The organism is Streptomyces griseiscabiei (assembly GCF_020010925.1).
In the GTDB taxonomy this organism is placed as follows: Bacteria; Actinomycetota; Actinomycetes; order Streptomycetales; family Streptomycetaceae; genus Streptomyces; species Streptomyces griseiscabiei.
The window spans coordinates 2,824,463-2,847,842 of sequence record NZ_JAGJBZ010000002.1; the positions used below are offsets into that span (position 1 = coordinate 2,824,463).

At 72.8% G+C, this 23,380-nt stretch carries 20 protein-coding genes; 6 read left to right on the forward strand and 14 right to left on the reverse strand.

From position 1 onward, the window contains the following. Positions 1-57: 57 nt before the first annotated feature. Complete coding sequence (locus J8M51_RS29575) at positions 58-981, reverse strand: MurR/RpiR family transcriptional regulator (protein WP_179203581.1); 924 nt, start codon at positions 979-981, stop codon at positions 58-60. Positions 982-1,135: 154 nt separating this feature from the next. Here J8M51_RS29575 and J8M51_RS29580 point away from each other — a divergent pair, with 154 nt between their 5' ends. Further along, positions 1,136-1,522: a hypothetical protein gene (locus tag J8M51_RS29580; RefSeq protein ID WP_216587663.1), complete on the forward strand. Its 387-nt coding sequence runs from the start codon at positions 1,136-1,138 to the stop codon at positions 1,520-1,522. Continuing rightward, positions 1,522-2,343, forward strand: a complete 822-nt coding sequence (locus J8M51_RS29585) for a DUF1206 domain-containing protein (protein WP_267299582.1) — start codon at positions 1,522-1,524, stop codon at positions 2,341-2,343. The genes J8M51_RS29580 and J8M51_RS29585 overlap by 1 nt, the downstream gene beginning before the upstream one ends. 7 nt (positions 2,344-2,350) lie before the next feature. Here the strand turns inward: J8M51_RS29585 and J8M51_RS29590 are convergent, their stop codons facing one another. After that, positions 2,351-4,066 carry a cholesterol oxidase substrate-binding domain-containing protein gene (locus J8M51_RS29590; protein WP_086760935.1) on the reverse strand — a complete coding sequence of 572 codons (1,716 nt, stop codon included), beginning with the start codon at positions 4,064-4,066 and terminating at the stop codon, positions 2,351-2,353. A gap of 147 nt (positions 4,067-4,213) precedes the next feature. Here J8M51_RS29590 and J8M51_RS29595 point away from each other — a divergent pair, with 147 nt between their 5' ends. Then, positions 4,214-4,705, forward strand: coding sequence for a DUF6328 family protein (locus J8M51_RS29595; RefSeq protein ID WP_086760933.1), 492 nt, complete (start codon positions 4,214-4,216; stop codon positions 4,703-4,705). A gap of 113 nt (positions 4,706-4,818) precedes the next feature. Continuing rightward, a complete protein-coding gene (locus J8M51_RS29600; RefSeq protein ID WP_086760931.1) occupies positions 4,819-8,040 on the forward strand; it encodes an amidohydrolase family protein in 3,222 nt (1,073 codons plus the stop codon). Positions 8,041-8,089: 49 nt separating this feature from the next. Here the strand turns inward: J8M51_RS29600 and J8M51_RS29605 are convergent, their stop codons facing one another. The 6 genes from J8M51_RS29605 to J8M51_RS29630 form a co-directional block, all read right to left on the reverse strand. Continuing rightward, on the reverse strand, positions 8,090-9,334 hold the full coding sequence (locus tag J8M51_RS29605) for a 4-hydroxybenzoate 3-monooxygenase (RefSeq protein ID WP_264761021.1): 1,245 nt from the start codon (positions 9,332-9,334) through the stop codon (positions 8,090-8,092). Between the two features lie 69 nt (positions 9,335-9,403). Beyond that, a complete protein-coding gene (locus tag J8M51_RS29610; protein ID WP_267299711.1) occupies positions 9,404-10,381 on the reverse strand; it encodes a pyridoxal-phosphate dependent enzyme in 978 nt (325 codons plus the stop codon). Between the two features lie 230 nt (positions 10,382-10,611). Beyond that, on the reverse strand, positions 10,612-10,962 hold the full coding sequence (locus tag J8M51_RS29615; RefSeq protein ID WP_086758544.1) for a UBP-type zinc finger domain-containing protein: 351 nt from the start codon (positions 10,960-10,962) through the stop codon (positions 10,612-10,614). After that, positions 10,959-12,476 carry an ATP-binding protein gene (locus tag J8M51_RS29620; protein ID WP_086758542.1) on the reverse strand — a complete coding sequence of 506 codons (1,518 nt, stop codon included), beginning with the start codon at positions 12,474-12,476 and terminating at the stop codon, positions 10,959-10,961. Before J8M51_RS29620 ends, J8M51_RS29615 begins: the two co-directional genes overlap by 4 nt. A 19-nt stretch (positions 12,477-12,495) precedes the next feature. Continuing rightward, positions 12,496-14,172, reverse strand: a complete 1,677-nt coding sequence (locus J8M51_RS29625; protein WP_086758540.1) for an FAD-dependent oxidoreductase — start codon at positions 14,170-14,172, stop codon at positions 12,496-12,498. 99 nt (positions 14,173-14,271) lie between these two features. Continuing rightward, a complete protein-coding gene (locus J8M51_RS29630; protein ID WP_086758538.1) occupies positions 14,272-14,628 on the reverse strand; it encodes a VOC family protein in 357 nt (118 codons plus the stop codon). A gap of 57 nt (positions 14,629-14,685) precedes the next feature. On the opposite strand from J8M51_RS29630, the gene J8M51_RS29635 reads away from it, so the two are divergent. Further along, positions 14,686-15,558 carry a universal stress protein gene (locus J8M51_RS29635; protein WP_086758536.1) on the forward strand — a complete coding sequence of 291 codons (873 nt, stop codon included), beginning with the start codon at positions 14,686-14,688 and terminating at the stop codon, positions 15,556-15,558. 50 nt (positions 15,559-15,608) lie between these two features. On the opposite strand, the gene J8M51_RS29640 is transcribed toward J8M51_RS29635, so the two are convergent. The 3 genes from J8M51_RS29640 to J8M51_RS29650 all read right to left on the reverse strand — a co-directional run bounded on the left by J8M51_RS29640 (position 15,609) and on the right by J8M51_RS29650 (position 19,387). Continuing rightward, complete coding sequence (locus J8M51_RS29640; RefSeq protein WP_086758534.1) at positions 15,609-16,856, reverse strand: DUF4032 domain-containing protein; 1,248 nt, start codon at positions 16,854-16,856, stop codon at positions 15,609-15,611. Positions 16,857-16,981: 125 nt separating this feature from the next. Then, on the reverse strand, positions 16,982-17,407 hold the full coding sequence (locus J8M51_RS29645; protein ID WP_086758532.1) for a hypothetical protein: 426 nt from the start codon (positions 17,405-17,407) through the stop codon (positions 16,982-16,984). Positions 17,408-17,464: 57 nt separating this feature from the next. Continuing rightward, positions 17,465-19,387: an AMP-dependent synthetase/ligase gene (locus tag J8M51_RS29650; protein WP_086758530.1), complete on the reverse strand. Its 1,923-nt coding sequence runs from the start codon at positions 19,385-19,387 to the stop codon at positions 17,465-17,467. A gap of 313 nt (positions 19,388-19,700) precedes the next feature. On the opposite strand from J8M51_RS29650, the gene J8M51_RS29655 reads away from it, so the two are divergent. Beyond that, the gene (locus J8M51_RS29655; protein ID WP_086758528.1) at positions 19,701-20,228 is read left to right on the forward strand and encodes a hypothetical protein; all 528 of its coding nucleotides are present in this window, start codon (positions 19,701-19,703) and stop codon (positions 20,226-20,228) included. 47 nt (positions 20,229-20,275) lie between these two features. Here the strand turns inward: J8M51_RS29655 and J8M51_RS29660 are convergent, their stop codons facing one another. Genes J8M51_RS29660 through J8M51_RS29670 form a run of 3 tightly spaced genes read right to left on the reverse strand, consistent with a single transcriptional unit; the run spans position 20,276 to position 23,302 of the window. Continuing rightward, the gene (locus J8M51_RS29660) at positions 20,276-21,775 is read right to left on the reverse strand and encodes a tripartite tricarboxylate transporter permease (protein WP_086758526.1); all 1,500 of its coding nucleotides are present in this window, start codon (positions 21,773-21,775) and stop codon (positions 20,276-20,278) included. Position 21,776: 1 nt separating this feature from the next. After that, positions 21,777-22,322, reverse strand: coding sequence for a tripartite tricarboxylate transporter TctB family protein (locus tag J8M51_RS29665; RefSeq protein WP_086758524.1), 546 nt, complete (start codon positions 22,320-22,322; stop codon positions 21,777-21,779). Next, the gene (locus tag J8M51_RS29670) at positions 22,319-23,302 is read right to left on the reverse strand and encodes a Bug family tripartite tricarboxylate transporter substrate binding protein (RefSeq protein WP_179203232.1); all 984 of its coding nucleotides are present in this window, start codon (positions 23,300-23,302) and stop codon (positions 22,319-22,321) included. Before J8M51_RS29670 ends, J8M51_RS29665 begins: the two co-directional genes overlap by 4 nt. Between the last annotated feature and the right edge of the window lie 78 nt (positions 23,303-23,380).

The following is a 23,380-nucleotide window of genomic DNA, read 5'->3' on the forward strand; positions in this document are numbered from 1 at the left end:
ATGCCGGGAAAGGTGTGAATAATCCGCTGCTGTCCTGACCGGTCGGGGCGAACGGGATCAGTCCCTCAGGAAGAAGTGGTGCTGCTCCGAGACCTGCTCGTACGCCTCCAGCCGGGCCTGGGTGCGCTCCGGGTCGGCGTCGGTCATGGCCTGGAGCAGGGCGGAGGACATCATCACGGGGGCGGCGTAGGAGTCGAAGACCAGGCGGGACCCGGTGCCGGTGGCGAACACGGCGTCGGCCTCGTCCGCGAGCGGTCCGAGCGCCAGGTCGGTCACCAGGGCCACCTTCAGCCCCGCGCCGTGGGCGACCCGCAGCGCGGTCAGCGTCTCCTGCGCGTGCCGGGGCATGGAGAACGCCAGGACCCAGGTGCCGCCCGCCTCCCGGGACTGCAGCAGCGCGTCGTAGGCGACCGTGCCGCCCTTGGTCACCAGCCGGACGTCGGGGTGGATACGGCGGGCGGCGTACGCGAAGTACTCGGCGAGCGCGCCGGAGATCCGAAGGCCGAGGACGGTCAGCGGGGCCGAGCGGGACAGGGCGCGGCCGACCGTGATCACCTGGTCGGGGTCGGCGAAGTCGCGCCGCAGGTTCTCCAGGTTCTCGATCTCGGCGTCCACGGCGGCCTGCAGTTCGTTGCTGCGGTCCGCCGCGGAGACGGCCGGGGCGCTGCCGAGGGTGGCGAGCGCGATGGACTGGAGCCGCTCGCGCAGCGCCGGGTAGCCGCTGAAGCCGACGGCCGCGGCGAACCGGGTCACCGAGGGCTGGCTCACGCCGACCCGCTCCGCGAGGTCCGTGATCGACAGGAACGCGGCCTCGGTGATGTGCTCGATCAGATACTGGGCGATCCGCCGCTGCCCGGGGGAGAGCCGGGGGCCGTCGAACAGCTCCCTGAGCCGGGACGTGGGCGACTGCTCGGGCTCCGGCGTGGTCCGCCCGGACGTGATCGCTGATGCCTGCGCACGTGCCTGCTGCGGCGATGGCACCCGCGTGCCTCCTTCGTCTCCCACGAGCACTCAACATAGCCCACGGCCCGCGCGGCCCCCGGCCGATCGTGCGACCTGCGGGAACCCGGTTTCGAGCCCACCATGGGGGTACCCGGGGTACCCGCACCCGTCGTCCACACGAGGGAGAAGGCTCGTGACCCTGCCCAGCCTGCCCGTGTCCCAGGTGGAGGTCGTGCTCTGCGACTGCTCCGCCCAGGACGCCGAACGCGTCTTCGCCTGTCTGCGCGCCCACTTCGAGTCCGACCGGCGCCCCGACGACCCGCCCCACGAGACCGGCACCGACCGCCCGACGATGTGGACCGGCATGTACGACACCGCCGTCGTCCCCACCGGCGCCGATGCGCGTCCCGAGCCGCTCTCCGCGTCCGTCACCGTCGACGTCCAGGGCAGTCCGCCCGCCGTACGGCTGCTGCGGGAGGCCCTGGAGGAGGCGTACAGCGTGCGCCAGGTCGGTGTGGACGCCGGTGACCAGGAGGTTCAGCTCCAACTGCGGGTCGAGGGGCGGGAGGGGCGCGGCTGATGACGACTCTGGGGGTGGGGCGCGGCCGTGCCGCGCGGGGTTCGGTGACGGAAGGCGCGGCCCGTGCCGGGCTGACCGCACGCGGTGTCATCTATCTGCTGGTCGGGGCGCTGGCCCTGCAGATCGCCTTCGGCGGGAGTGCGGAGCAGGCGGACCGGCAGGGCGCGCTGGAGGAGATCTCGGAGAAGCCGCTGGGGTCGGTGATGCTGTGGGCCCTGGGCGTCGGTCTGGTGGGCATGGCGCTGTGGCGGCTCTCCGAGGCCGTGTTCGGCGCGGCGGGCGCGGACGGCCGCAAGTGGACCAAGCGGCTCGCGTCCGCCGCGCGCTTCGTCTTCTACGCCTTCGTCGCCTACTCGGTGCTGACCTTCGCGGCGGGCGAGTCGGGCGGGGGCGGCGGCTCCAGCGACGAACAGTCCCGGGACGTGACCGCCCGGGCGCTCGAACTCCCCGGCGGGCAGTGGCTCGTGGGCGCGGCGGGCCTCGGGGTGATCGCCGCCGGCGGGTGGATCGGCGTACGGGCCGCCATGCGCTCGTTCCACAAGCATCTGCGGCTCGGTGAGATGTCCCGCCGGACACGACGGGCCGTCGACGTGACCGGGGTGGTCGGCGGCATCGCCCGCGGCCTGGTGTTCGCCACGGCCGGCGTCTTCGCCGTACGCGCCGCCATCAGGTACGAACCCGACGAGGCGAAGGGGCTCGACGACACCCTCCGCTCCTTCGCCGACGCCCCCGCCGGACCGGCGCTTCTCGCCGCCGTCGCGGCCGGGCTGGTGCTGTTCGGACTGTTCTCCTTCGCCATGGCGCGCTGGCGCCACGTCTGAGATTCGCTCAAGGGAACAGTCGGTCGAGGAAGGCGTTGCCGTACACCCGGTGCGGATCGAGCCGGTCCAGGATCTCCATGGCGTCGTCCCAGCCGGGGCCCGTGCCGTCGTCGAAGGACGCCGGCACGACGGTGGCGAGCACCTCCTCGTCGCTCCAGGCGGCCTCGTCCGTGTAACCCCAGCCCTTGGACCACTCGACCCGGGTGAGGGCGTGGCCGCCGTCGTACGTGGTGAGCAGGAACCGCTCCAGCTCCCGGAAGAACGCCTCGGCGTCCGGTGTCCCCGGCAGCGTCAGCACGTCCAGCCACACGGCCGTGTCCCACTCGGGCCGGTCGGCACGCGGGCGCAGCGCCGACAGCAGCGGGGCACGGGCGCCCTCGACCCCGACGTCCGCCGGGTCGTCGAGGCCGGTCACCCGGATCTCCACCGAGCCGTTGACGGGGAAGCGCCCCTGGGCCGCGTACGCGGTGAGCCGCTCGCGGTAGAACGCCGCGAACTCCGAGACCACCCTCTGCACTTGGTCCCGCGAGGTGAGCACCGCGTACCCGTTCGCGGTCACCCGCAGCGTCGTCGGCCTCAGATAGAGCAGCGTGTTCTTCGACGGCCCCCAGATGTCCGCCGAGAGCGTGGTCGTCAGCCCCAGCGAGGCCGTGGTCAGCTGCGCGTTGCCCAGCACCGGCGCCAGATACCAGGCGGCGTCGGACACCATCCGCCCGACGAGGTCGGCGACGACCGTCGGCACATGGTCCGAGAAGGGGTAGTTGTACGGCGAGGTCACCCGCCGGGAGGTGAGCGGGCGGGTCGGCTCGACGCTCCACACCTTGAACCAGGGGAACTCGGTGAACGCGAACCAGATCGCCTCCAGCCGCCCCGCCTCGTCCAGGAAGCTCGCGAACGTACGCCCGCCGGCGCCGGGCGCGGCGAACAGCTCACCGGCGGGGATGTCGGTCCGGCTCAGGCACCGCAGCTGGTCGTTCGCCCCCACCCTCAGCACGAACTCGGTGATCAGCGCCCGCCCGACGTGGGTGAGCAGCGCGGCCCCGTCCGCGTCGTCCCGGGTGAACGTCCGCAGCGCGTACCCGCCGCTGCCGGCGTCCCACACCACCGCCGTCAGCGACAGCACGAGATTGCTGAGCGAGCCGTACGTGTGACCGGGCCGCCGTGTCTCCCCGGCCGCCGGTACGGCCGTGCCGTGGGCGTCGACGGCGAGGGCGCCGCCGATCGAGAGGTCCCCGGGCGCGGGACAGGCCGTCACCCCGAGGCCGTGGCCCTCCAGGAAGGTCAGCAGGGCTTCCAGGGAGGCGCCCGCGCCCACGCGGACCGAGGCGGCGGGGCCGGCGGACTCCAGCGTCATCCCGGTGAGGTGAGCGGTCGTGTCGACGAGCATCACCGGTGCCCCGGAGTCGGTGCCGGGGGTGACGGTCAGGGGCGACCAGCCGTGGGAGAAGCCGCGCGGCCGGACCGTCCAGCCCTGCCGCCGCGCCCAGTCGACCACCGCCACGACCTGCTTCGGGTCGGCGGGCGCGCACGCCCACAGCGAGGTGGCGGTGATCTCACCGCCCCAGTTGCGGTACGCCGACCGGTACAGCTCGACATCAGCCGGAAAACCGGGCAGCTCGGCCGCGGCGGCGGCCGGGTCCTGGCGGACGAACTGCGGGGTGAGGGCGAGCGCGGCGGCGCCGAGGAGGAACCCCCGACGGGACGTTTCTGAGGAGTCGGTCACCGGATCACCCTAGGGCCGGAATTGGCACAAGTGACCGATGCGTCAACTGGCCTCACTCGTGTGAGTGACAGGCTGCCGGGACGTGCGTGCTGCCGGGGACGCGGCACCATCCAGGGAGGGGAGACATCGACCCGACCGGGAGGACCCGTGACCCAGGCGCACGGCAACCAGGACCGCGGCCGCGACGAGACCGAGGACGAGCGGGCCGACCGCCGCTGGAGCGAACTCATCCAGGAGGTACGCGTCGCCCAGACCGGGGTCCAGATCCTTTTCGGCTTCCTGCTCACCGTCGTCTTCACCCCGCGCTACGACGAGCTGCCGGACACCGAGCGGACCATCTACATCGTCACCGTCGTCCTCGGCGCCGCCGCCACCGGCGCCCTGATCGGCCCTGTCTCCTTCCACCGGCTCGTCGCCGGACGCCGCATCAAAGCGGCAGCCGTGCAGTGGGCGGGACGGCTGACCGTCATCGGCCTGATCCTGCTCCTCGCCACGATGACCGCGGCGCTGCTGCTGATCCTGCGGGTGGCCACCCACGACGCGTACGTGCCCTGGCTGGTGGGGTGCGTGGTCCTCTGGTACCTGCTGTGCTGGTTCGCGCTCCCCGCGTGGATCCGCCGTCGGCACGCCGACGACTGACACCGGGCGCCGACGGGTGACACCGACCGCCGTCACCCCCGGGAGTGACGTCCTCCGTTGGCGTGAATGGCGGTGTTGCCCAAGGGCCGGGTGGTGCGCGAGCGTGCGATGTCATGGACCGTGATCAGAGCCGCCGCATCCCGCCCCTGAGCCGCCGTCAACTCCTCGCCGTCACTGGCGCCACCGGGGCCGCGGCGGTCCTCGGCACCACGGGCCCGACCGCCTCCGCGGCGACCCGGTCCGCGGCCCCGGGCACCGGTCTCGCCCTCACCTTCACCCGGGCCACCAACGGCTCGGCGACCCTCGCACCCGCCGGTGACGTGCTGATCGCCGAGATCCAGAGCGGCCTGTGGTCCCTGCCGCGCGGGGGCGGCCGGGCGGTCCCCCTCACCCCGGCGGGCCTCGAACCCAACCGGCCGACCCACTCCCCGGACGGCGCCCTCGTCGCGTTCTGCGCCTACCGGGGCGGCGGCTTCCACCTCTGGACCGTGCGCCCCGACGGCTCCGACCTGAAACGGCGCACCGACGGCCCCTGGGACGACCGGGCCCCGGCCTGGTCGCCCGACGGCACCCGGATCGCCTTCGGCTCCGAACGCGGCGGCGACCCCGGCGCCCCGTCCGGCGGAAGCCCCTATCGCATCCACATCCTCGACCTCGGCACCGGCGACATCACCCGCGTCACCGGACTCCCCGGCCAGGACGGGCCCCTCCAGGACGGCGGCTGGGAGGACTTCGACCCCACCTGGTCACCGGACGGCACCCGCCTGCTGTTCGTGCGCGGCAGGGTCGTCACCTCGGGCACCACCCCCTCCGTAGAGTCCCGCACGGTCGCCGCCGTGGCCGCCGACGGCACCGGCCCGGTCACCGTCGAACACACCGAGACCGCCGTCGCCCAGGTCATGACCCCTGCCCTCGCCCCGGACGGCCGTCTGGCGTACCTGCGCACCACCGCCTCCCCGAACGGCTCCTGCACCCTGGTCGTCGCCGGGCGGCCCGTCCCGGTCGACGGGGACCTCGCCCCCGTACCGCCCCGCTGGACGGCCGAGGGCGAGCTGCTGCTCACCGTGGACGGCCGGTTCACCCTTCTCCGCCCCGAGGAACCCGAGCGGCCGGAGACGATCGACTTCGAGGGCGTGCTCCCGGTGGACCGGCCGCGCTACCGGGTCAAGGAGTACGACCTCGGCGAGGCCCGGGTGCGGCCCGCGCGCGGCATCCATCTGCCCGCCCTCTCGCCCGACGGCCGCGGCATCGCCTTCGCCGCGCTCAACTCGCTCTGGCTGGCCGGTACATCGGGCGGGCGACGGCCGAAGAGGCTCCGGCAGTCGCCGCCCACCCGGTGGCTGCTCGCCCCCGCCTGGGCACGCGACGGGAAGTCCCTCGTCTACGCCGACGACCGCGACGGACTGCTCGGCGTGTACCGACACGATCCGGCCACCGGCGAGGAGACCACCCTCGCGACCGGCGGCCGGGTCATGCCCGCGCTCTCCCCGGACGGCCGGCGGCTCGCCTGCCTCGACATGACCGGACGGCTCGTCGTACGGGACCTCACCAGTGGCGAGGAACGCGTCCTCGCGGCCCCGCTCGGCGGGGGCGGACTCCCCGGCAGGCCCAGCTGGTCACCCGACGGCCGCCACCTCGCGCTGTGCGATCGCAACCGTCTCGGCGCGCGCTTCCGGGAGGGCTACAACCTCATCCGGGTCGTCGACACCACCACCGGCGCCGACCGGCTGCACACGGTCGCGCCCCACACCTCGATCGCCGACCGGTACGACTCCGGGCCCGTCTGGTCGCCCGACGGCCGCTGGATGGCCGTGATCGTCGAGTCCGCGCTCTGTCTGCTGCCCGTGACCCCCGACGGCACCCCGCGCGGGAGACTGCGCACCCTCACCACCGAACCCGCCGACCACCCCACCTGGTCCGGCGACTCCGGGACCCTGCTCTACCAGTCCGGCACCCGCCTGCGCCTCGTCGACGTCTCCGGCGGCCACGCCCGGACCGTCCGGGTGCCGCTCGACCGCACCCGGACCGCACCCGCCGACACCGTCGTCCACGCCGGACGCCTGTGGGACGGCACCGGTGAGACGGTCCGTGACGACGTCGACATCGTCGTACGGGGCGGCCGGATCACCGCCGTGGAACCGCACCGGGGCAACCGCCGGGCCGCTCTCCGCCGGATCGACGCCTCCGCGCACACCGTGCTCCCCGGCCTGTGGGACACCCACACCCACCCCTGGCAGAGCACCTACGGCAGCCGCCAGGCCACCGGCCAGCTCACCTACGGCGTCACCACTGCCGTCTCCCTCGGCGGCTTCGCCCACGAACAGGCCCGCATCCGCGAGGAGGTCCACGCCGGACGGCTCGCCGGGCCCCGGCTGCTCACCACCGGTGAACTCCTCGACGGCGCACGCGTCGCGTACAGCATGGGCCGCGCCCACCGGACGATGGCGGGCCTGCGCCGCACCCTGGAGCGTGCCGACGCCCTCGACTGGGACTTCGTCAAGACCTATGTGCGGGCGCCCGGCTGGGTGATGGACGAGGCCGCCCGCTTCGCCCACGAACGCCTCGGCGTCCGCACCGGCGGACATCTGCTCTCCCCGGGCGTCCAGCTGGGCCAGGACCTGACGACCCATCTGCAGGCCACCCAGCGCGCCGAGTTCGGGCACGCCATCACCGCGAACGGGCAGGCCTACGAGGACGTGGTGGAGATCTACTCCCGGCGGGGCGTGGACTTCTCGCTCATCGCCACCCCCTTCACCGCCGCGCCCCTCATGGGCGCCGATCCCTCCCTGGCCGACGACCCGCGGGTCACGGTCGTGATGCCGCCGTGGGACGCCGCCCTGGTCCGCCAGGGCGCGGGGGTCCCCCCGACCTCCGCCCAACTCGCCGCGCTGCGCACCGAGACCGACATCTACCGGCGCGTCCTCGCGGCCGGCGGGATCGTCGCCCTCGGCACCGACCAGCCGCTCGGACCCGTCGGTCTCTTCCTGCACCTCGCCCTGCGCGCCCTGCACGCCGGCGGTCTCGGCCCCGCCGAGACCCTGCGCACCGCCACCGTCCTCCCGGCCCGCCTCTTCGGCCTCGAGGACGACCTCGGCACGGTCGAGACGGGCAAGCTCGCTGACCTCGCGATCGTCGACGGCGACCCCTTCACGGACTTCGCCGACCTCGTCCGCACGGTGTCGGTGCTGCGCGGCGGAACCCCTTACACCACCGAGGAGTTGGTGGCGGCGTACCGGCCCACGGCCCGGCGGGTGAAGGCGGCGGAGACGGAGGAGGACTGGCTGGAGGTCGGACGTCTGATGCGCCAGGACGGCTGCTGCCACGACGGCCACTGACCGGGGAGCGCGGCCGTACCCGGCGTGGTCGCGCCCGGCGCGGCCGTGCTCAGTGGTCGGTGTCCTTGCCGATGAACAGCTCCGCGAACGTCGACGCGGCGACCGGGGAGCCGAGGAGGCGGCGGAGCCTGGCGGTGGCGGCGCCCGCGCGGAACGGGTCCCCCGACGACGGGCCGTGCAGCAGCTCCGCCAGCCACTGCGAGAACTCCTGGTAGTGCCAGACCCGGCGCAGACAGGCCTCCGAGTAGCCGCGCAGCCCGCTGTCGTCGCCCTTGCCGAGACACGCGATCAGGGCGTCCGCGAGCAGCAGCGCGTCGTGCAGCGCCAGGTTCATGCCCTTCGCGGCGATCGGCGCGACGAGATGGGCCGCGTCACCGGCCAGGTACAGCCGGCCGTACGTCATCGGCTCGGTGACGTAGTTGTGCATGTCGAGCACCCGCTTCTCGACGAGCGGGCCCTCGGTGAGCGACCGGGCGCCGGGCACCGCGAGGCGGGTGTGCAGCTCGGCCCAGACCCGGTCGTCCGGCCAGTTCGCCGGGTCGTCGCCGGCCGGGACCTCCAGGTAGTAGCGGGTGATCTCGGGGCTGCGGGCCATGTGCCCGGCGAAGCCCCGGGGATGCACACCGAGGACGACACAGTCGGACGACGGCGGTGCCTCGGCGAGCAGCGCCAGCCACCCGACGCCGTGGTCGTGCCGGGCGACCGTGCTGTGCTCGGCGGGCAGCGCGGTCCGGGTGACGCCCCGCGCGCCGTCGCACCCGGCGACGAACGCGCAGCGCAGCACCCGCCGTTCACCGGTCACCGGGTCCACGTACGACACCGACGGACGCTCCCCGTCGATGTCGTGCAGCTCCACCTCGCGCACCCCGAAGCGGATGTCGCCGCCCCGGACGTCCGCGTACTCCCGGACCAGATCCGTCACCAGCAGCGGCTGCGGGTACACGTAGTGGTGGTGCCCGGTCAGCTCGGTGTACGGGAACCGCCGCCGCTCCCCGGCGAAGCGGAACTCGAACTCCGTGTGCGTCGGCGCCCGTTCCACGATCCGGTCGGCCAGCCCGCGCCGCTCCAGCGCCCGTACCGCCCACTCCTCCAGGAACCCGGCGCGGGGCCTGGTCTCGACGAACTCCCGGCTCTCCGTCTCCAGCACCACACAGTCCACGGAGGCGGCCCGCAGGATGTTGCCGACGGTGAGTCCGGCGGGGCCGGCGCCGACGATGACGACGGGGGTGTGCTCGGCCTGGGACGAGTCCGGGGAGGAACCCGAGGGGGAGGCGGCGGAGGTGGGGGTGGTCACCGGAGCATTATGCCCGGTGACCGACGGCAAGTGACGTGCGGAGCGCGGCTGTTGGGCAGGCCGTCCGCATCAGTCCAGTCCGAAGCCCCGCGCCCACTCCGCGATGTCGGCCGGCGTCGCGTTGCCGCCGCAGACCACGAGGCCCAGCCGGGCGTCCGCGCCGACCCGTGCGAGGACCTGCCGGGCCGCGGGCAGCAGACATCCGGCGGCCGGTTCCGTCCACACCTTGGCGTGCTCGGCGAAGTCGAGGACGCCCCGCACCGCCTCCGCGTCGGGGACCACGAGGACGTCCTCGACGAGCGCGGTCACATGGTCGTAGGTGAGCCGGGAGACGGAGGGGGCGCTGAGCGTGGTGACGACGGAGGAGAGCGGGACCGTCACGGGGCCGCCCGCGGCGAGGGCGTCGGCCATGGCCGTGGCCCCGACGGTCTCCACACCCCAGATCCGCACATCCGGGAGCAGGGCCTTGAAGGCCGCCGCCACACCGGCGACGAGCCCACCGCCACCGATGCTGACGAGGACGTCGGTGACCGCGCCGGAGTCCCCCGTGGCCGCGATGTCCTCGGCGAACTCCAGGCCGACGGTGCCCTGACCGGCGATCACCAGCGGGTCGTCGAACGGGTGGACGAGGGTGAGCCCTTCCGACCGCAGCCGCTCGGTGAGGGCGAACGCCTCCGCCATCCCGTCGGTGAGGCGCAGCGTGGCCCCGGCCGCCTCGACGAGGTCGACGGCGCGGCGCGGGGCGGTCGTCGCCATCACCACCGTCGCCTTGATGTGCAGCGCCGCCGCCATGTGCGCCAGCGCGATGCCGTGGTTGCCGCCGCTGACGGCCACGACTCCGGCCGCCCGCTCGGCGTCCGTCAGCGACAGCAGCTTCGCGGTGGCGCCGCGCGCCTTGAACGAGCCGGTGCGCTGCAGCAGTTCCAGCTTCGCGGTCACCGGGGTGCCGAGGAGCGTGGACAGTCCCGGGCTCGGCACGGTGGGGGTCCGTACGACGTGGGCGGCGATCCGCTCGGCGGCGGCGTGGATCTCACCGATCCCGATCAACACGATGTCACTCCGTTCGGTGGGGCGGGTGGTGCGTGGGGGCGTTGTCGGGTGCGGGTGGGTGGGGCTTCTCGCGCAGTTCCCCGCGCCCCTGAAAAGCAGGGGCTGCGCCCCGTGCTTTTCCCCCGCCCGACCGCCGTCTTTTCAGGCCCGCGGGGGCCTGGTCTTTTAGGGGCGCGGGGAACTGCGCGACCAGCCCCCACCGGGCCGCGGACGACAACGTGACCCCGTCAGCGCAAGGCCTCGGTCCAGTTGCGCGGGACGCGCCCCGCGGGGCCGGGGGCCGGTTGGCCCTCGGGGTGGCTGAGGGGCGGCGCGAGGTCCGGCCCCGACTCGTACATCTCGGAGGTCTCGTAGTTCCAGAACCAGGACTCGCCCGGCTCGTAGCTCTGCACGAAGGGGTGCCCGGTGGCCCCCGCGTGGGCCGTGGCGTGCTGGGCCGGGGAGGAGTCGCAGCAGCCGACGTGACCGCACTGGGCGCAGCGCCGGAGGTGGAACCACCAGCCGCCGACCGCGTCGCAGTCCACGCATCCGTCACCGCTCGGCGCCGCGGCGGGGTCGATTCCGGCGGGCAGGGTCATGAGGCCTCCTCGGGCGTGTCGCGGGTGTGGTCCGGGCGGTCGTCGGGGTCGTCGGCGAGGGTGAGGTCCAGGTCGGCCGCCGGTGCCGTCAGCGGCAGGTACACCTGGAAACGGGTCTCGCCCGGCCGGGACCTGACGTCGATGTGGCCGTGGTGCTTGTTGACGACGATGCGCCAGGAGATGTCGAGGCCCAGCCCGGTGCCCTGCCCGACCGGCTTGGTGGTGAAGAACGGGTCGAAGATCCGGCCTCGGATCTCCTCCGGGATGCCCGGGCCCGTGTCGCGGAACTCCACCAGCACCTGGTCGCGGTGGTCGAGGGCCGTCCGTACCGTCAACGTGCCCGTGCCGCCCGTGTCGTTGATCGCGGCGACCGCGTTGTCGATCAGGTTCGTCCACACCTGGTTCAGCTCACCCGGGTAGGCGGGGATGCGCGGCAGTGTGCGGTCGTACTCCTTCACCACCTCGATCCGTTCGCCGATCTTCCCGGAGAGCATCAGCAGGGTGGAGTCGAGGAGTTCGTGGACGTCGGCGTTCTGGTAGGGCGCGCGGTCCAGCTGCGAGTACTGCTTCGCCGCGTCCACGAGCTGGGTGATCCGGCTCGTGGAGTCCTCGATCTCGTTCATCAACAGCTCGGTCTCGACGGTGTAGTTGAGCCAGCGCACCGCGCCTTCGAGGGTGTGCTCGTCCACCGCCGCCGCGACCTGGTCCAGCCACTCCGTGTCGAGGCCGGCCTGCACGAAGTTCGGCGCGAGCTGCCAGCCGCCCGCGATGCCGTGGTCGTCGAGCCAGTCGCTCAGCTCGTCCTCCCGGTCGGAGGCCTCCAGCGGACTCAGCGGGGTGGCCTTGGCGACCTGCTCGGCGGTCCGCTCCTGAAGGTCGACCAGCGTCTCCAGCATGGCCCGCTTGTACGGCCCGGCGGCGATCACCCCGAGCTTGTGCCGCATCCCGGCCACCCGCTCCCGCAGCGCCGAGGTGGCCCGGACCGCCGCCGCGGCCGGGTTGTTCAGCTCGTGCGTGAGTCCGGCCGACAACGAGCCCAGCGCCAGCAGCCGTTCACGCTGGTTGATGGTCCGCTGGGTGTTCTGGCTGCCGAAGAACAGGCCCTCCAGCAGATGGACGGCCATGGGGAACCAGTCCCGCATGATCCGGGCGAAGGAGGCGGCGGGCAGCACGTAGAAGCGGGACGGGACGGTGACCCGCATCGACCCCTTGTAGCGGGCCTGGTCCGCCTGGTCGCCGAGATACGCCTGGAAGGCGCCCGCGTACACCCCGACCTGGGAGCTGCGGCTGACCTCCACGTCGTCGTCGCCGACCTGTCGCGACAGCACCACCGTGCCCTCCAGCAGCACGAAGAAGCAGGTGGCCGGCTCGCCCTCCCGGTAGACGGGGCCGGGCTCGAACCGCTCCACCCGGCCCTCGTGGCACAGCCGGTCCAGCTGCTCGGGGTCCAGCTTCTCGAACAGGAACAGCCGGCCCAGCTCCGCCCGGTCGCACGGCGACGGCTGCCCGCTCATGACGAAGCCCCGGCGGTCCTCATGACTGCTCCAGATATCGGTGCACCAGCATCACGGCCATCGCTCCCTCTCCCACCGCGGACGCGACCCGCTTCGCGGACTCCGACCGCGCGTCCCCGGCGACGAACACCCCGGGCACATTGGTCTCCAGGTGGTACGGCGGTCGGTCCAGCTCCCAGCCCGCCGGCGGACTCCCGTCCGGGGTCATGTCGGGCCCGGCCACGATGAACCCGCGCTCGTCGCGGAGCACGGTCCCCTCCAGCCAGTCGGTGCGCGGCTCGGCGCCGATGAAGACGAACAGCCACTGCGCGTCGACGAGTTCCTCACGTCCGCTCGCGATGTCCTTGAGCGTCAGCTGCTCCAGATGGTCCGTGCCGTGCGCGGCCTCGACGACCGTGCCGGGCCGCACGAAGACGTTGGACGTCTCGGCGAGCTGCTGGATGAGGTAGTGCGACATCGACGCGGTCAGCGAGTCGCCGCGGACCAGCAGGGTGACCGACTTGGCACCCCGGGCGAGGTACATCGCCGCCTGCCCGGCCGAGTTGGCGCCGCCCACGATGTACACGTCGTGCCCCTGGCAGCCGGCCGCCTCGGTCAGCGCGGAGCCGTAGAACACCCCACGGCTGGTGAGGTCCGAGCAGCCCGGCGCGGCGAGCTGCCGGTACGACACGCCGGTCGCCAGGATCACGCTGTGCGCGGCGACCGCCGACCCGTCGGAGAACCGGACGGTCCGCGCCGCCCCGTTCACCTCCAGACCGCTGACCTCGCGCGCGGTGAGGATCTCCGCGCCGAACCGGGTGGCCTGCCGGCGGGCCCTACCGGTGAGCTGACCGCCGGACACGCCGTCGGGGAACCCGAGGTAGTTCTCGATCCGTGAACTCTGCCCGGCCTGACCGCCCGTCGCCGACCGCTCCACGAGCAGGGTCCGCAGCCCTTCCGAGGCCCCGTACACCGCCGAGCCGAGCCCGGCCGGTCCACCGCCGATGACGACCAGGTCGTAGAACTCCTGGGCCGGTGTCGTCGCCAGCCCCACCTTCTCCGCCAGCTCCGGGTCCTCCGGAGCGAGCAGCGGTGTGCCGTCCGGGGTGACGACCAGCGGCAGCCGCTCGCCGTCCGCGCCGGCCGCCGCGAGCAGCCGCCGCCCCTCCGGCTCGTCCGAGGAGAACCAGCGGTACGGCACCTGGTTGCGGGCGAGGAACTCCCGTACGCCCGAGGAACGCGCCGACCAGCGGTGGCCGACCACCTTGGTGGTGCCCGCACAGGTGCGGTCGGCGGCCCGCCAGGCCTGGAGCAGGTCGTCCAGGACCGGGTAGAGCTTCTCCTCCGGCGGGTCCCACGGCTTCAGCAGATAGTGGTCGAGGTCGATGACGTTGATCGCGTCGATCGCCGCGCCGGTGTCGGCGTACGCGGTGAGCAGGACACGCCGGGCGCCCGGGTACACGTCCAGGGCCTGTTCCAGGAACTCGATGCCGTTCATCTCCGGCATCCGGTAGTCGGCCAGGATCACCGCCACCTGGTCGCCGCGCAGCTTCAGCTCCCGCAGGGCCTCCAGCGCGGCCTGACCGGACTCCGCCCGCACGATCCGGTACGACTCGCCGTACCTGCGCCGCAGGTCCCGTGCCACCGCGCGGGACACCCCGGGATCGTCATCCACCGTGAGGATCACGTTCCGCGCCGGACCGACCGCCTGAGTCATACGCCTCCACCCCGAGCCCAATGGGCCCATCGTATGTTCGACCGTCCGGGTTCGCTCGGTTTCCGGAGAGCCGCAGGCCCGGGGGCTGGAACGGCGGCTTCAGCTCCTGCGCGGGGCGAGGACGCAGAACTCGTTGCCCTCCGGGTCCCGGAGCACCACCCAGGGCTCGTCACCGGTCTGTCCGACGTCCGCGTGCCGGGCGCCGAGGGCGAGGAGGCGGGTGACCTCCGCGTCCTGGTCGACGGGCCGGAAGTCGAGGTGCAGCCGGTTCTTGGCGGTCTTCGCCTCCGGGTGCAGCGCGAACAGCAGACCGGGCAGCCGGTCCGGGGAGGGCCGGATCTCGTACTCCTCGGCGGAGTCGTCGACCACGACCCACCCGAGCGCCTCGGCCCACCAGCGGCCCAGAGCCACCGGGTCGGCCGCCTCCACCAGCAACTGCTCCCACTCCAAGGCCATGCGGCGAGGGTAGTGAAGACTGGGCGGGTCAGCCAGACGAGAACGAAGAGGTGGCCGATGACGACGCGCCCGATCACCGCCGCGGTGGACGGTACGACCGAGAGCCTGGCCGCGCTGGCCTGGGCCGGCCGGGAGGCCGTACGCCGGGGCCTGGCGCTGCGGGTGGTGCACGCCTGGCGGTGGGAGCCGCACGAGGCGGTCACCGTGGACCGGGACGGACAGGAGCGGTGGGCCCGGGAGGCGCTCGCCGAGGCCGTGCGGGGCGTCTCCGAGCGCCACCCGGAGCTGGAGGTCTCGACGGCACTGGTGGAGGGCGCGCCGGTCGACACCCTGGTCGGCGCCGCGGAACACGCCGAGACGCTGGTGCTCGGCTCGCGCGGACACGGCGCGGTGGTCGGCTTCCTGCTGGGCTCCGTCGGCCAGCAGGTGATCGTCGGATCGCCGTGCCCCGTGGTGCTCGTCCGGGCCGGGGACAGCCCCTCGGGGGAGGCCGCCGGACGCGAGATCGTCGTCGGTCAGGAGGGGACTCCGCAGGACAGCGCCGACGTCCTGCGGTTCGCCTTCGAGACGGCCGCCGCCCGGGGCGCGACCCTGCGCGTGGTCCGGGCGTGGGCGCTGCCGCCGCTGTACACGTACAGCCCCGGCTCGCTGAAGCTCCTCGACGAGGCCGGGGGCCTGGAGCCGTACGAGACGAAGGCGCTGGCCGCCGCGCTCGCGCCCTGGCGGGAGCGGTTCCCGGACGTGCCGGTCGTCCAGCACGTCGAGATGGGCAGCGCCGGGCAGGTGCTGCTGTCGGTGGCCCGCAACGCCCAGCTGATGGTGGTCGGGCGCCGCGCCCGCCGTACGGCCGTCGGCGCCCGGATCGGCTCGGTGGCCCACGGTGTGCTGCACCACGCGCACAGCCCGGTGGCGGTGGTCCCGCACACGTAGGCCATCGGACCGCTGAGCCACCGGACCGGTGACCGGGTGCGGCCGGTGGCTCACATCGGGGTGACGTCGTCCACCGTCGGCGGCAGCGGCGCCAGCGTCCTCGGCAGGACGTTGTCGATGTAGTCCTTGACCGCCGTGTCCAGGCCGATGTCGTGCTGGGCCCGCTCGGACAGGTACCAGCGGTGTTCGAGGAGCTGGTGGTAGATCTCCGCCGGGTCCACCGAGCCCCGCAGTTCGAGCGGGACGGCCCGTACGGTCGGCCGGAACACCTCCCGCACCCAGCGGTGGGCCAGCACCTCGGGGCGGGCGCCGAGGGGGTCGCCCGGGGCGTAGTCGTCCTGGGTGGCCATCCAGCTCTCCAGGTCGTTCAGCAGCCGCCGGGCCTGGTTCTCCTCGGTGTCCAGACCGGTCAGCCGCAGCAGCTGCCGCTGATGGTGGCCCGCGTCGACGACCTTGGGCACGAAGGTCACCGTGTCGCCGTTGTTCGAGTGCTCGATCTGCATCTCGGCGACATCGAAGCCGAGGTCGTTGAGCCGGCGGATCCGGCGCTCGATGTAGTGGTACTTCCCGGCCGGGTACACCGATCTGCGCGTCAGCTCCTCCCACAGCCGGTGGTAGCGGGAGCAGATCTCGTTGCCGAACTCGATCGCGTCCACCGACGGGTGCAGCGCCCCGGACGCCTCCAGGTCCAGCAGCTCGCCGCTGATGTTGACCCGGGCGAGATCGAGGTCGTACTCGCGCTGCCCGCCGCTCAGTTGCGGATGCAGATCGCCGGTCTCGGCGTCCACCAGATACGCGGCGTACGCGCCCGCGTCCCGCCGGAACAGCGTGTTGGACAGGGAGCAGTCGCCCCACGCGAACCCGGCGAGGTGCAGCCGCACCAGCAGGACGGCGAGGGCGTCCATCAGCCGGTGCATGGTGGCCGGGCGCATCGTCGTCTCGAACATCGAGCGGTACGGCATCGAGCCGCCCAGATGCCGGGTGATCAGTACCGACTCCAGCGGCTCGCCGGCCTCGTCGGTGCGGCCGGTGACCACGCCGAGGGCGTCCACGGCGGGGATGCCGAGCCGGTCGAGGTCGCGCAGCAGCTCGTACTCGCGCAGGGCGGGCCGCTCGGCGAGTTCCTTGACGGCGACGACCTCGTCACCGGCGCGGGCGTAGCGCACGACGTGGCGGGAGATACCGCGGGGGAGCGGCACGAGGTGGTGCTCGGGCCACTCCTCCAGCGGCAGATGCCACGGCAGTTCGAGCAGCAGCGCGGGGTGTTCGGGGTTGGTGGCGCTGATCTGCAGTGCCATGGGTCCTGGTCCTCTGCCTTCGTGTCACGGTGGTGCGGAGTGCCGGCGACCGGCGGTCGCCCGCCGGTGCCTGGAGCATCTCCGCATCCGGAGGACCGTTTCGTCAACAGCGGCCCGACCTGTGGTCAGACAGGCACCGGAGCGGCCGGCTCCGCCTTCGGCCGCCGGAGCGCCGACCGGACGTTCCAGCCACCCACGACCAGGCACAGCAGTCCGGTCGCGCCCGGGTACAGCCATACGCCGTTGTCCCGGACGACGGCCGTGGTCGACGACTCGCCGTCCACGTACACGGGCACCAGTCCGGCGGGCTTCGTCGCGAAGGTCGTGTCCACCTCGACCTCGGGAATGAGGAACGAGTCGTCGTCGGCCCGGAAGGACCCGGCGCACTGCCACTCGTCGTCGCCCCGCGACTCGGACACCTGACACCGCGCGACGACGAACTGCCCGGCCACGCCGTTCAGTTGCGTCTCCAGCCGGAGCACCGCCGCGCCGAACAGAAACAGCCCGCCGCCCAGCGCCACCACCGTCGTCAGCAGCCTTCTCGGCCCCATACGCCCCATACGCCTCATGCCCCCCATGAAATCCCCCTGTGTCGTTCGCCCGTGGTGTCAGTGCCGCATCCGGCGGAACACGTCGTCGGAGTCCGAGTCGTCCCAGCCCGTGAGCTCCTCCGAGGCGGCGCGGCGCACGGCTCGCGCCGAGGTCGCGTACATCGCCTCGATCTCCGCCTCGTACCGCTGCACGATGGTGTCCCGGCGCAGCTTCATCGACGGTGTCAGCAAGCCGTTGGCGAGGTCGAACGGCTCGGACAGGATGCGGTAGACACGGATCGACTCCGAGCGCGACACCGTGCTGTTCGCCGCGGCGATCGCCCGCAGCACCTCCTGCCGCAGCGCGTTCTCCTCCCGCGCCTCCCGGCCCAGCAGCTCACCCGGCGCCGACAGCGAACCCCGCCAGTGCGCGAGGAACTCCGGGTCCAGGGTGATCAGGGCACCCACACAGGGCCGGTTGTCGCCCACGACCACCGCCTGGTGGATCAGCGGATGCGTCCGCAGCTGCTCCTCCAGCGGCGCCGGGGCCACGCCCTTGCCCCCGCTGGTGATGATGATCTCCTTCTTGCGGCCGGTGATCGACAGATACCCCTCGTTGTCGAGCCGCCCGATGTCGCCCGTGGCCAGCCAGCCGTCCTGCAGCGCGGCCCGGGTGCCGGCCTCGTCGTTGACATAGCCCTGGAACACCGAGGGCCCGTTGACCAGGATCTCCCCGTCCCGTGCCACCCGGATCTCGGTGCCCGGCAGCGGACGGCCCACGGTGCCGAACTTCTCCCGGCCCACCGGCTGGGCGGTGATGCCCCCGCCGGTCTCGGTCAGGCCGTACCCGTCGTGGATCAGGATGCCGATGCCCGCGTAGAACAGCGTCAGCTCGCGGTTGAGGGGGGAGCCGCCGGAGCAGCCGCCGCCCACCCGGCCGCCGAGCGCCGCGCGCAGCTTGCGGTACACCGCCTTCTCGTAGAAGGCGTGTTGGAGCCTCAGGTCCATGGCGGGACCGGGGCCGGTGCCCAGCCGCTGCCGTTCGGCGGCGAGGGCGTGGTCCTGCGCGGTGCGCACCGCGCGCTCGAACAGCGGGCCCCGGCCCGCCTGTTGGGCCTTGCGCAGGAAGTTCTTGTAGATCTTCTCGAAGACGTAGGGGACGCCGTAGAGGAACGTCGGCCGGAACGAGCGCATCGCGTCGGAGAGCGCCTGCTCGGTCAGCTCCGGCTCGTGCGCGAGGAGCATCCCGCCGCGCAGGCACATCCCCTGGATCATCAGACCGTAGACGTGCGAGAAGGGCAGGAAGGCGAGGATCGCGGGCTGTTCACCGGGTGCCGCCGCCGTCTGCCGCCACCCGGCGAGCAGGACGTCGCAGGGGCTGGCCAGACTGCGGTGGGAGAGCGCGCAGCCCCGGGGCCGGCCGGTGGTGCCGGAGGTGTAGGCGATCACGGCGGTGGAGTCCGGCATGACGATGCGGCGCAGCGAGTCCACCGTCGCGTCCGGCACGTCCCGGCCCATCTCGACGAGTTGGGGCAGCGACTCGGCGTCCAACTGCCAGACGTGCCGCAGCAGCGGGAGCTTGGCGCACACCGAGCCGACCGTCATCACGCCCAGCTCGTCCTCCACGACCACGCCCACACAGGCCGCGTCGCGCAGGATCCACTCGATCTGGTCGCGCGACGACGTCGGGTAGACCGGCACGATCTCGGCGCCCACCGCCCACAGCGCGTGTGCCAGCACCGTCCACTCGTACCGGGTCCGCGCCATCACGGCCACGCGGTTGCCCGGCCGGATCCCGGACACGATCAACCCCTTGGCGAGATCGACCACTTCGTCCCGTGTCTCGGCGGCGCTCACCCGGGTCCAGGTCCCCGGCGCGTCGGGATCGCGGCGGGCCAGCTGCGGCAGGGCGGGGGCCCGGTGCGCCGTCTCGAACAGCGGATCGGCCATCCCTCCGGTCATGGCCGGGCCCGTCGGTGGAGCAATACCGAAGTTGCCCATGCGACGTTCAGAACCTTCCCTGCCCGCTCTTTCGCCGACGGTGCGCCAACCGGCGGTGATCGAACGTAGCCTATGGCGCGCGGGCCCGCTCGGGGAATCGACAAGTCGGCCACCCGTATCCGCACTGTGGGCCGTGAACGTGATGTACGGCACGTGCCCGACCCCCTTCGTGGCACCCTCCCGGGAATCGTCGCTGCCCACGGCTTGATCACGTCTGACCGGCGGTAATGCCCAGAACCCGGACGTCCGACGGGTGTGGCACTGTGGTGCGCGCGAACGCGGGAGGTGTCCCGCCGATGTGGAGAGGTGGACGGTGCGCGAGGCCAACGTGATCGGGGACTGGCAGGAGTACGACGGCGATCTGGCCGGCCTGCGTGTGCGCGTCCACGGAGTGGAGTGCGCGGAACCGCCGCGGGGACGCGACGACGCCGCCGAGGGCCTGACGTACTTCGTGTTCCGGGTGACCGTGGAGAACCGCGGCGCCGACCATGTCGGCCTCCACCTGGAGGACGGCCAGCTCGACATCCGCACCGGCCCCGACGGCGAGAGCGCCTTCCTCGACTGGCGCAACTCCCGCTTCATCGAGGGCTTCGACCTCTACCCGCTGCGCCGCGCCACCTCCGTCCTGTACGCCGCCGCCCCCGAGGCCCACCTCACCCAGTTCGACATCCAGGTCCAGCTGCGCGCCGACGAGGAGTGGACCGAGCGGTACCTGTGGTCCGGCGGCATCGGCGTCGACGAGGACCTCCTCGACCCGGCGGGCGGCGGCGCGGGCCGGGAGGGTCTCGCCGGACAGATCAGCGCGTTCCTGCGCGAGGAGGCGGAGCGCGGCGCGAGCTGAGTGCGACCGCCGGTCGGGCACGGTGCGCGCCGGGCGCCTGACCGCCGTCACCCGGCCTCGACGGTCCGCTTCCGCGTCACCAGCCGCTTCAGCAGCGGCCAGGCCAGCAGCACGGCGATGATCACGTACACCGTCACCGAGAACGGCGTGTTCACCAGACCGCCGACACTCCCGTCGCTGATCTGCAGGGCCCGCCGCAGCTGCTGCTCGGCGTTGGGGCCGAGGATGACCCCGATGACCGCGGGCAGCACCGGCAGGCCGTAGCGGCGCATCCCGAACCCGATCAGGCCGATGATCAGCAGGATCACCAGGTCGATCACCTCACCGCCGACCGCGTACGCGCCGACCGCCGCGAAGAACAGGATGCCCGCGTAGAGGTACGGCCGCGGAATACGCAGCAGCTTCGCCCACAGCGGGGCCAGCGGCAGGTTCAGCGCGAGCAGCAGCACCATGCCGACGAAGAGCGAGGCGATCAGGCCCCACACCAGGTCGGGCTCGCGTTCGAAGAGCAGCGGGCCGGGCTGGATGCCGTACTGCTGGAAGGCCGCCAGCATGACCGCCGCGACCGCCGTGGTCGGCAGGCCGAGGGTCAGCATGGAGACGAGGGTGCCCGCCGCCGAGGCCGACGCCGCCGACTCAGGGCCCGCGACGCCCTCGATGGCGCCCTTGCCCCACTCGTCCTTGTGCTTCGACAGCCGCTTTTCGGTGACGTACGACAGGAAGGTGGGGATCTCCGCGCCGCCCGCCGGGATCGCGCCGAACGGGAAGCCGATGAACGGGCCCCGCACCCAGGACTTCCAGGTCCGCTTCACATCGGAGCGGCCGAGCCACGGCCGGCCCACCGGGATCGGCTCGGGCGGGCTGCGCCGCAGATGCGCGGCCACCCACAGGGCCTCGCCGATGGCGAAGAGCCCGACCGCGACGATCACCACGTCGATGCCGTCGGCGAGCTGCAGGGAACCGAAGGTCAGCCGCTGCTGGCCGGTCATCTGGTCCAGACCCACCAGTCCGATCGTCAGACCGATGAGGAGGGAGGCGAGGCCCCGCACCCGGGACGAGCCCAGCACGGACGTCACGGCGATGAACGCCAGCACCATGATCGCGAAATAGTCCGGGGCGCCGATGTCCACGGCCAGCTCGGCGACCTTCGGCGCCAGCGCCACCAGCAGGAGCGTGCCGACCATGCCGCCCGCGAAGTGCCCGATGGCGGCCGCGGCCAGCGCCTGTGCGCCGCGCCCCGACTTCGCCATCGGATTGCCCTCCATGGCCGCGACCACGGCCGCGCTCTCTCCTGGCGTGTTCAGCAGGATCGAGGTGGTGGACCCGCCGAACATCGCCCCGTAGTAGATCCCGGCGAACATGATGAACGCGCCGACCGGGTTCAGCCCGTACGTCACCGGCAGCAGCAGCGCCACCGCCATGGCCGGCCCGATACCGGGCAGCACACCGATCGCCGTGCCCAGCAGGACACCGATCGCGGCCCACAGCAGATTGATCGGCGTCAGGGCCGTACCGAAACCGTCGAGGAGGGAGCTGAAGGCGTCCATGTCAGAGCACTCCCATCAGCGGACCGCCGGGCAGCGGCACCCCGAGCAGGTTGTTGAACACGACGTAGGTGACCAGGGAGATGACCGCCGCGATCAACGGATCCCGGTCGGGGCGCCGGCTGCCGAGGGCGTAGGCCGCGCCCCAGAACAGCAGGGCGCCGGCCATGGGGAAGCCGAGCGGCTCGATCAGGACGGCCGCGCCGAGGAACACCCCGGCCAGCAGCAGCACCGTGCGCCAGTCGGCGGGCTCGGACAGATCGATGTCCTCGCCGCCCTCGGCCTCGCCCCGGCCGCCCCGCAGCACATCCACCGCGAGCAGCGCGGCGATCAGCAGCAGCCCGGCGCCGACCACGATCGGCACGGTCCTCGGGCCGACGGGACCACGCTGCGCGATGTCGACGTCCATGGTGAGCGCGTCGGTCAGGACCAGGACGCCCAGCGCCAGCAGCAGGACACAGACGCCGAGCTCGGAGTGGTCGCGCAGCCAGGAACGGGACGGGGGCGCGGGCGGCGGGGGAGTGCCGGTGGTGTCCGTCTGCGTGGTCACAGGCCCAGCTCCTTCAGCACCGACACCACACGTCTGTCCTGGGCGTCCAGGAAGTCGCCGAACGCGTCGCCGGTGAGGAACGCGTCGTCCCAGCCGTTCTGCTTCATCGACTGCCGCCACTCCGGCGAGTCGTGCAGCTCCTCGATCAGCCGCGTCAGCTTGTCGCGCTCGGCCTCGGTCAGACCGGGCGGGGCGACGATGCCGCGCCAGTTGGTGAAGTTCACGTCGTAGCCCGCCTCCCGGAGGGTCGGCGCGTCCAGCCCCGCCACCCGCTTCGGGCCGGTCACCGCGAGCAGCCGCAGCTCGCCCGCCTTGATCTGGTCCAGGTACTCGCCGACCCCGGACACCCCGAAGGCGACCTTGTTGCCGAGGATCGAGGCGAGCAGCTCACCGCCGCCGTCGAAGGGGATGTAGTTGACCTCCTTCGGAGCGATCCCGGCGGCCTGCGCCATCAGCATCGGCGCCAGATGGTCCGGCCCGCCCGGCGCCGACCCACCGCCCACCGGCAGCTTGCCCGGATCGTCCTTCCACGCCCCGATCAGCTCGTCGATCGTCTTGTACGGCGAGTCCTTGGCGACCACCACGACGTCCTGCTCCTCGGTGAGGCGGGCGATCGGGGTGGTGTCGGCGAGGGTCTTCGGCGCGTCGTTGGAGCGGACGGCACCGACGACACCGAGCCCCATCGACATCGCCAGCTTGCCGTTGCCGTGCTCGCCGACCAGCCGGCTCAGCCCGACCGTGCCGCCGGCGCCGGGCAGGTTGAACACCTCGATGTTGTGGGTGAGCCCGGCGTCCTCGGCGTTCTTCGCTGCCGTCCGCGCCGTGATGTCGTAGCCGCCGCCCGGCGTGTTCGGCACCATGAAACGCAGCCCGGGTATCTGCGTGCCGCTCTCGGCGCCGCTGCCGGTCGTCAGCAGCGGCGGCCCCACGAGCAGGAGCACGGCTGCCCCGAGCAGGGCGAGAGGTGTGCGCAGCTGCACGAATGCCACCACCTGTCGGTCGGGTCGAGGGGGGAAGGGTGACCTGGGACACAGCGTGCCCACAAGATGCGGGCCTGC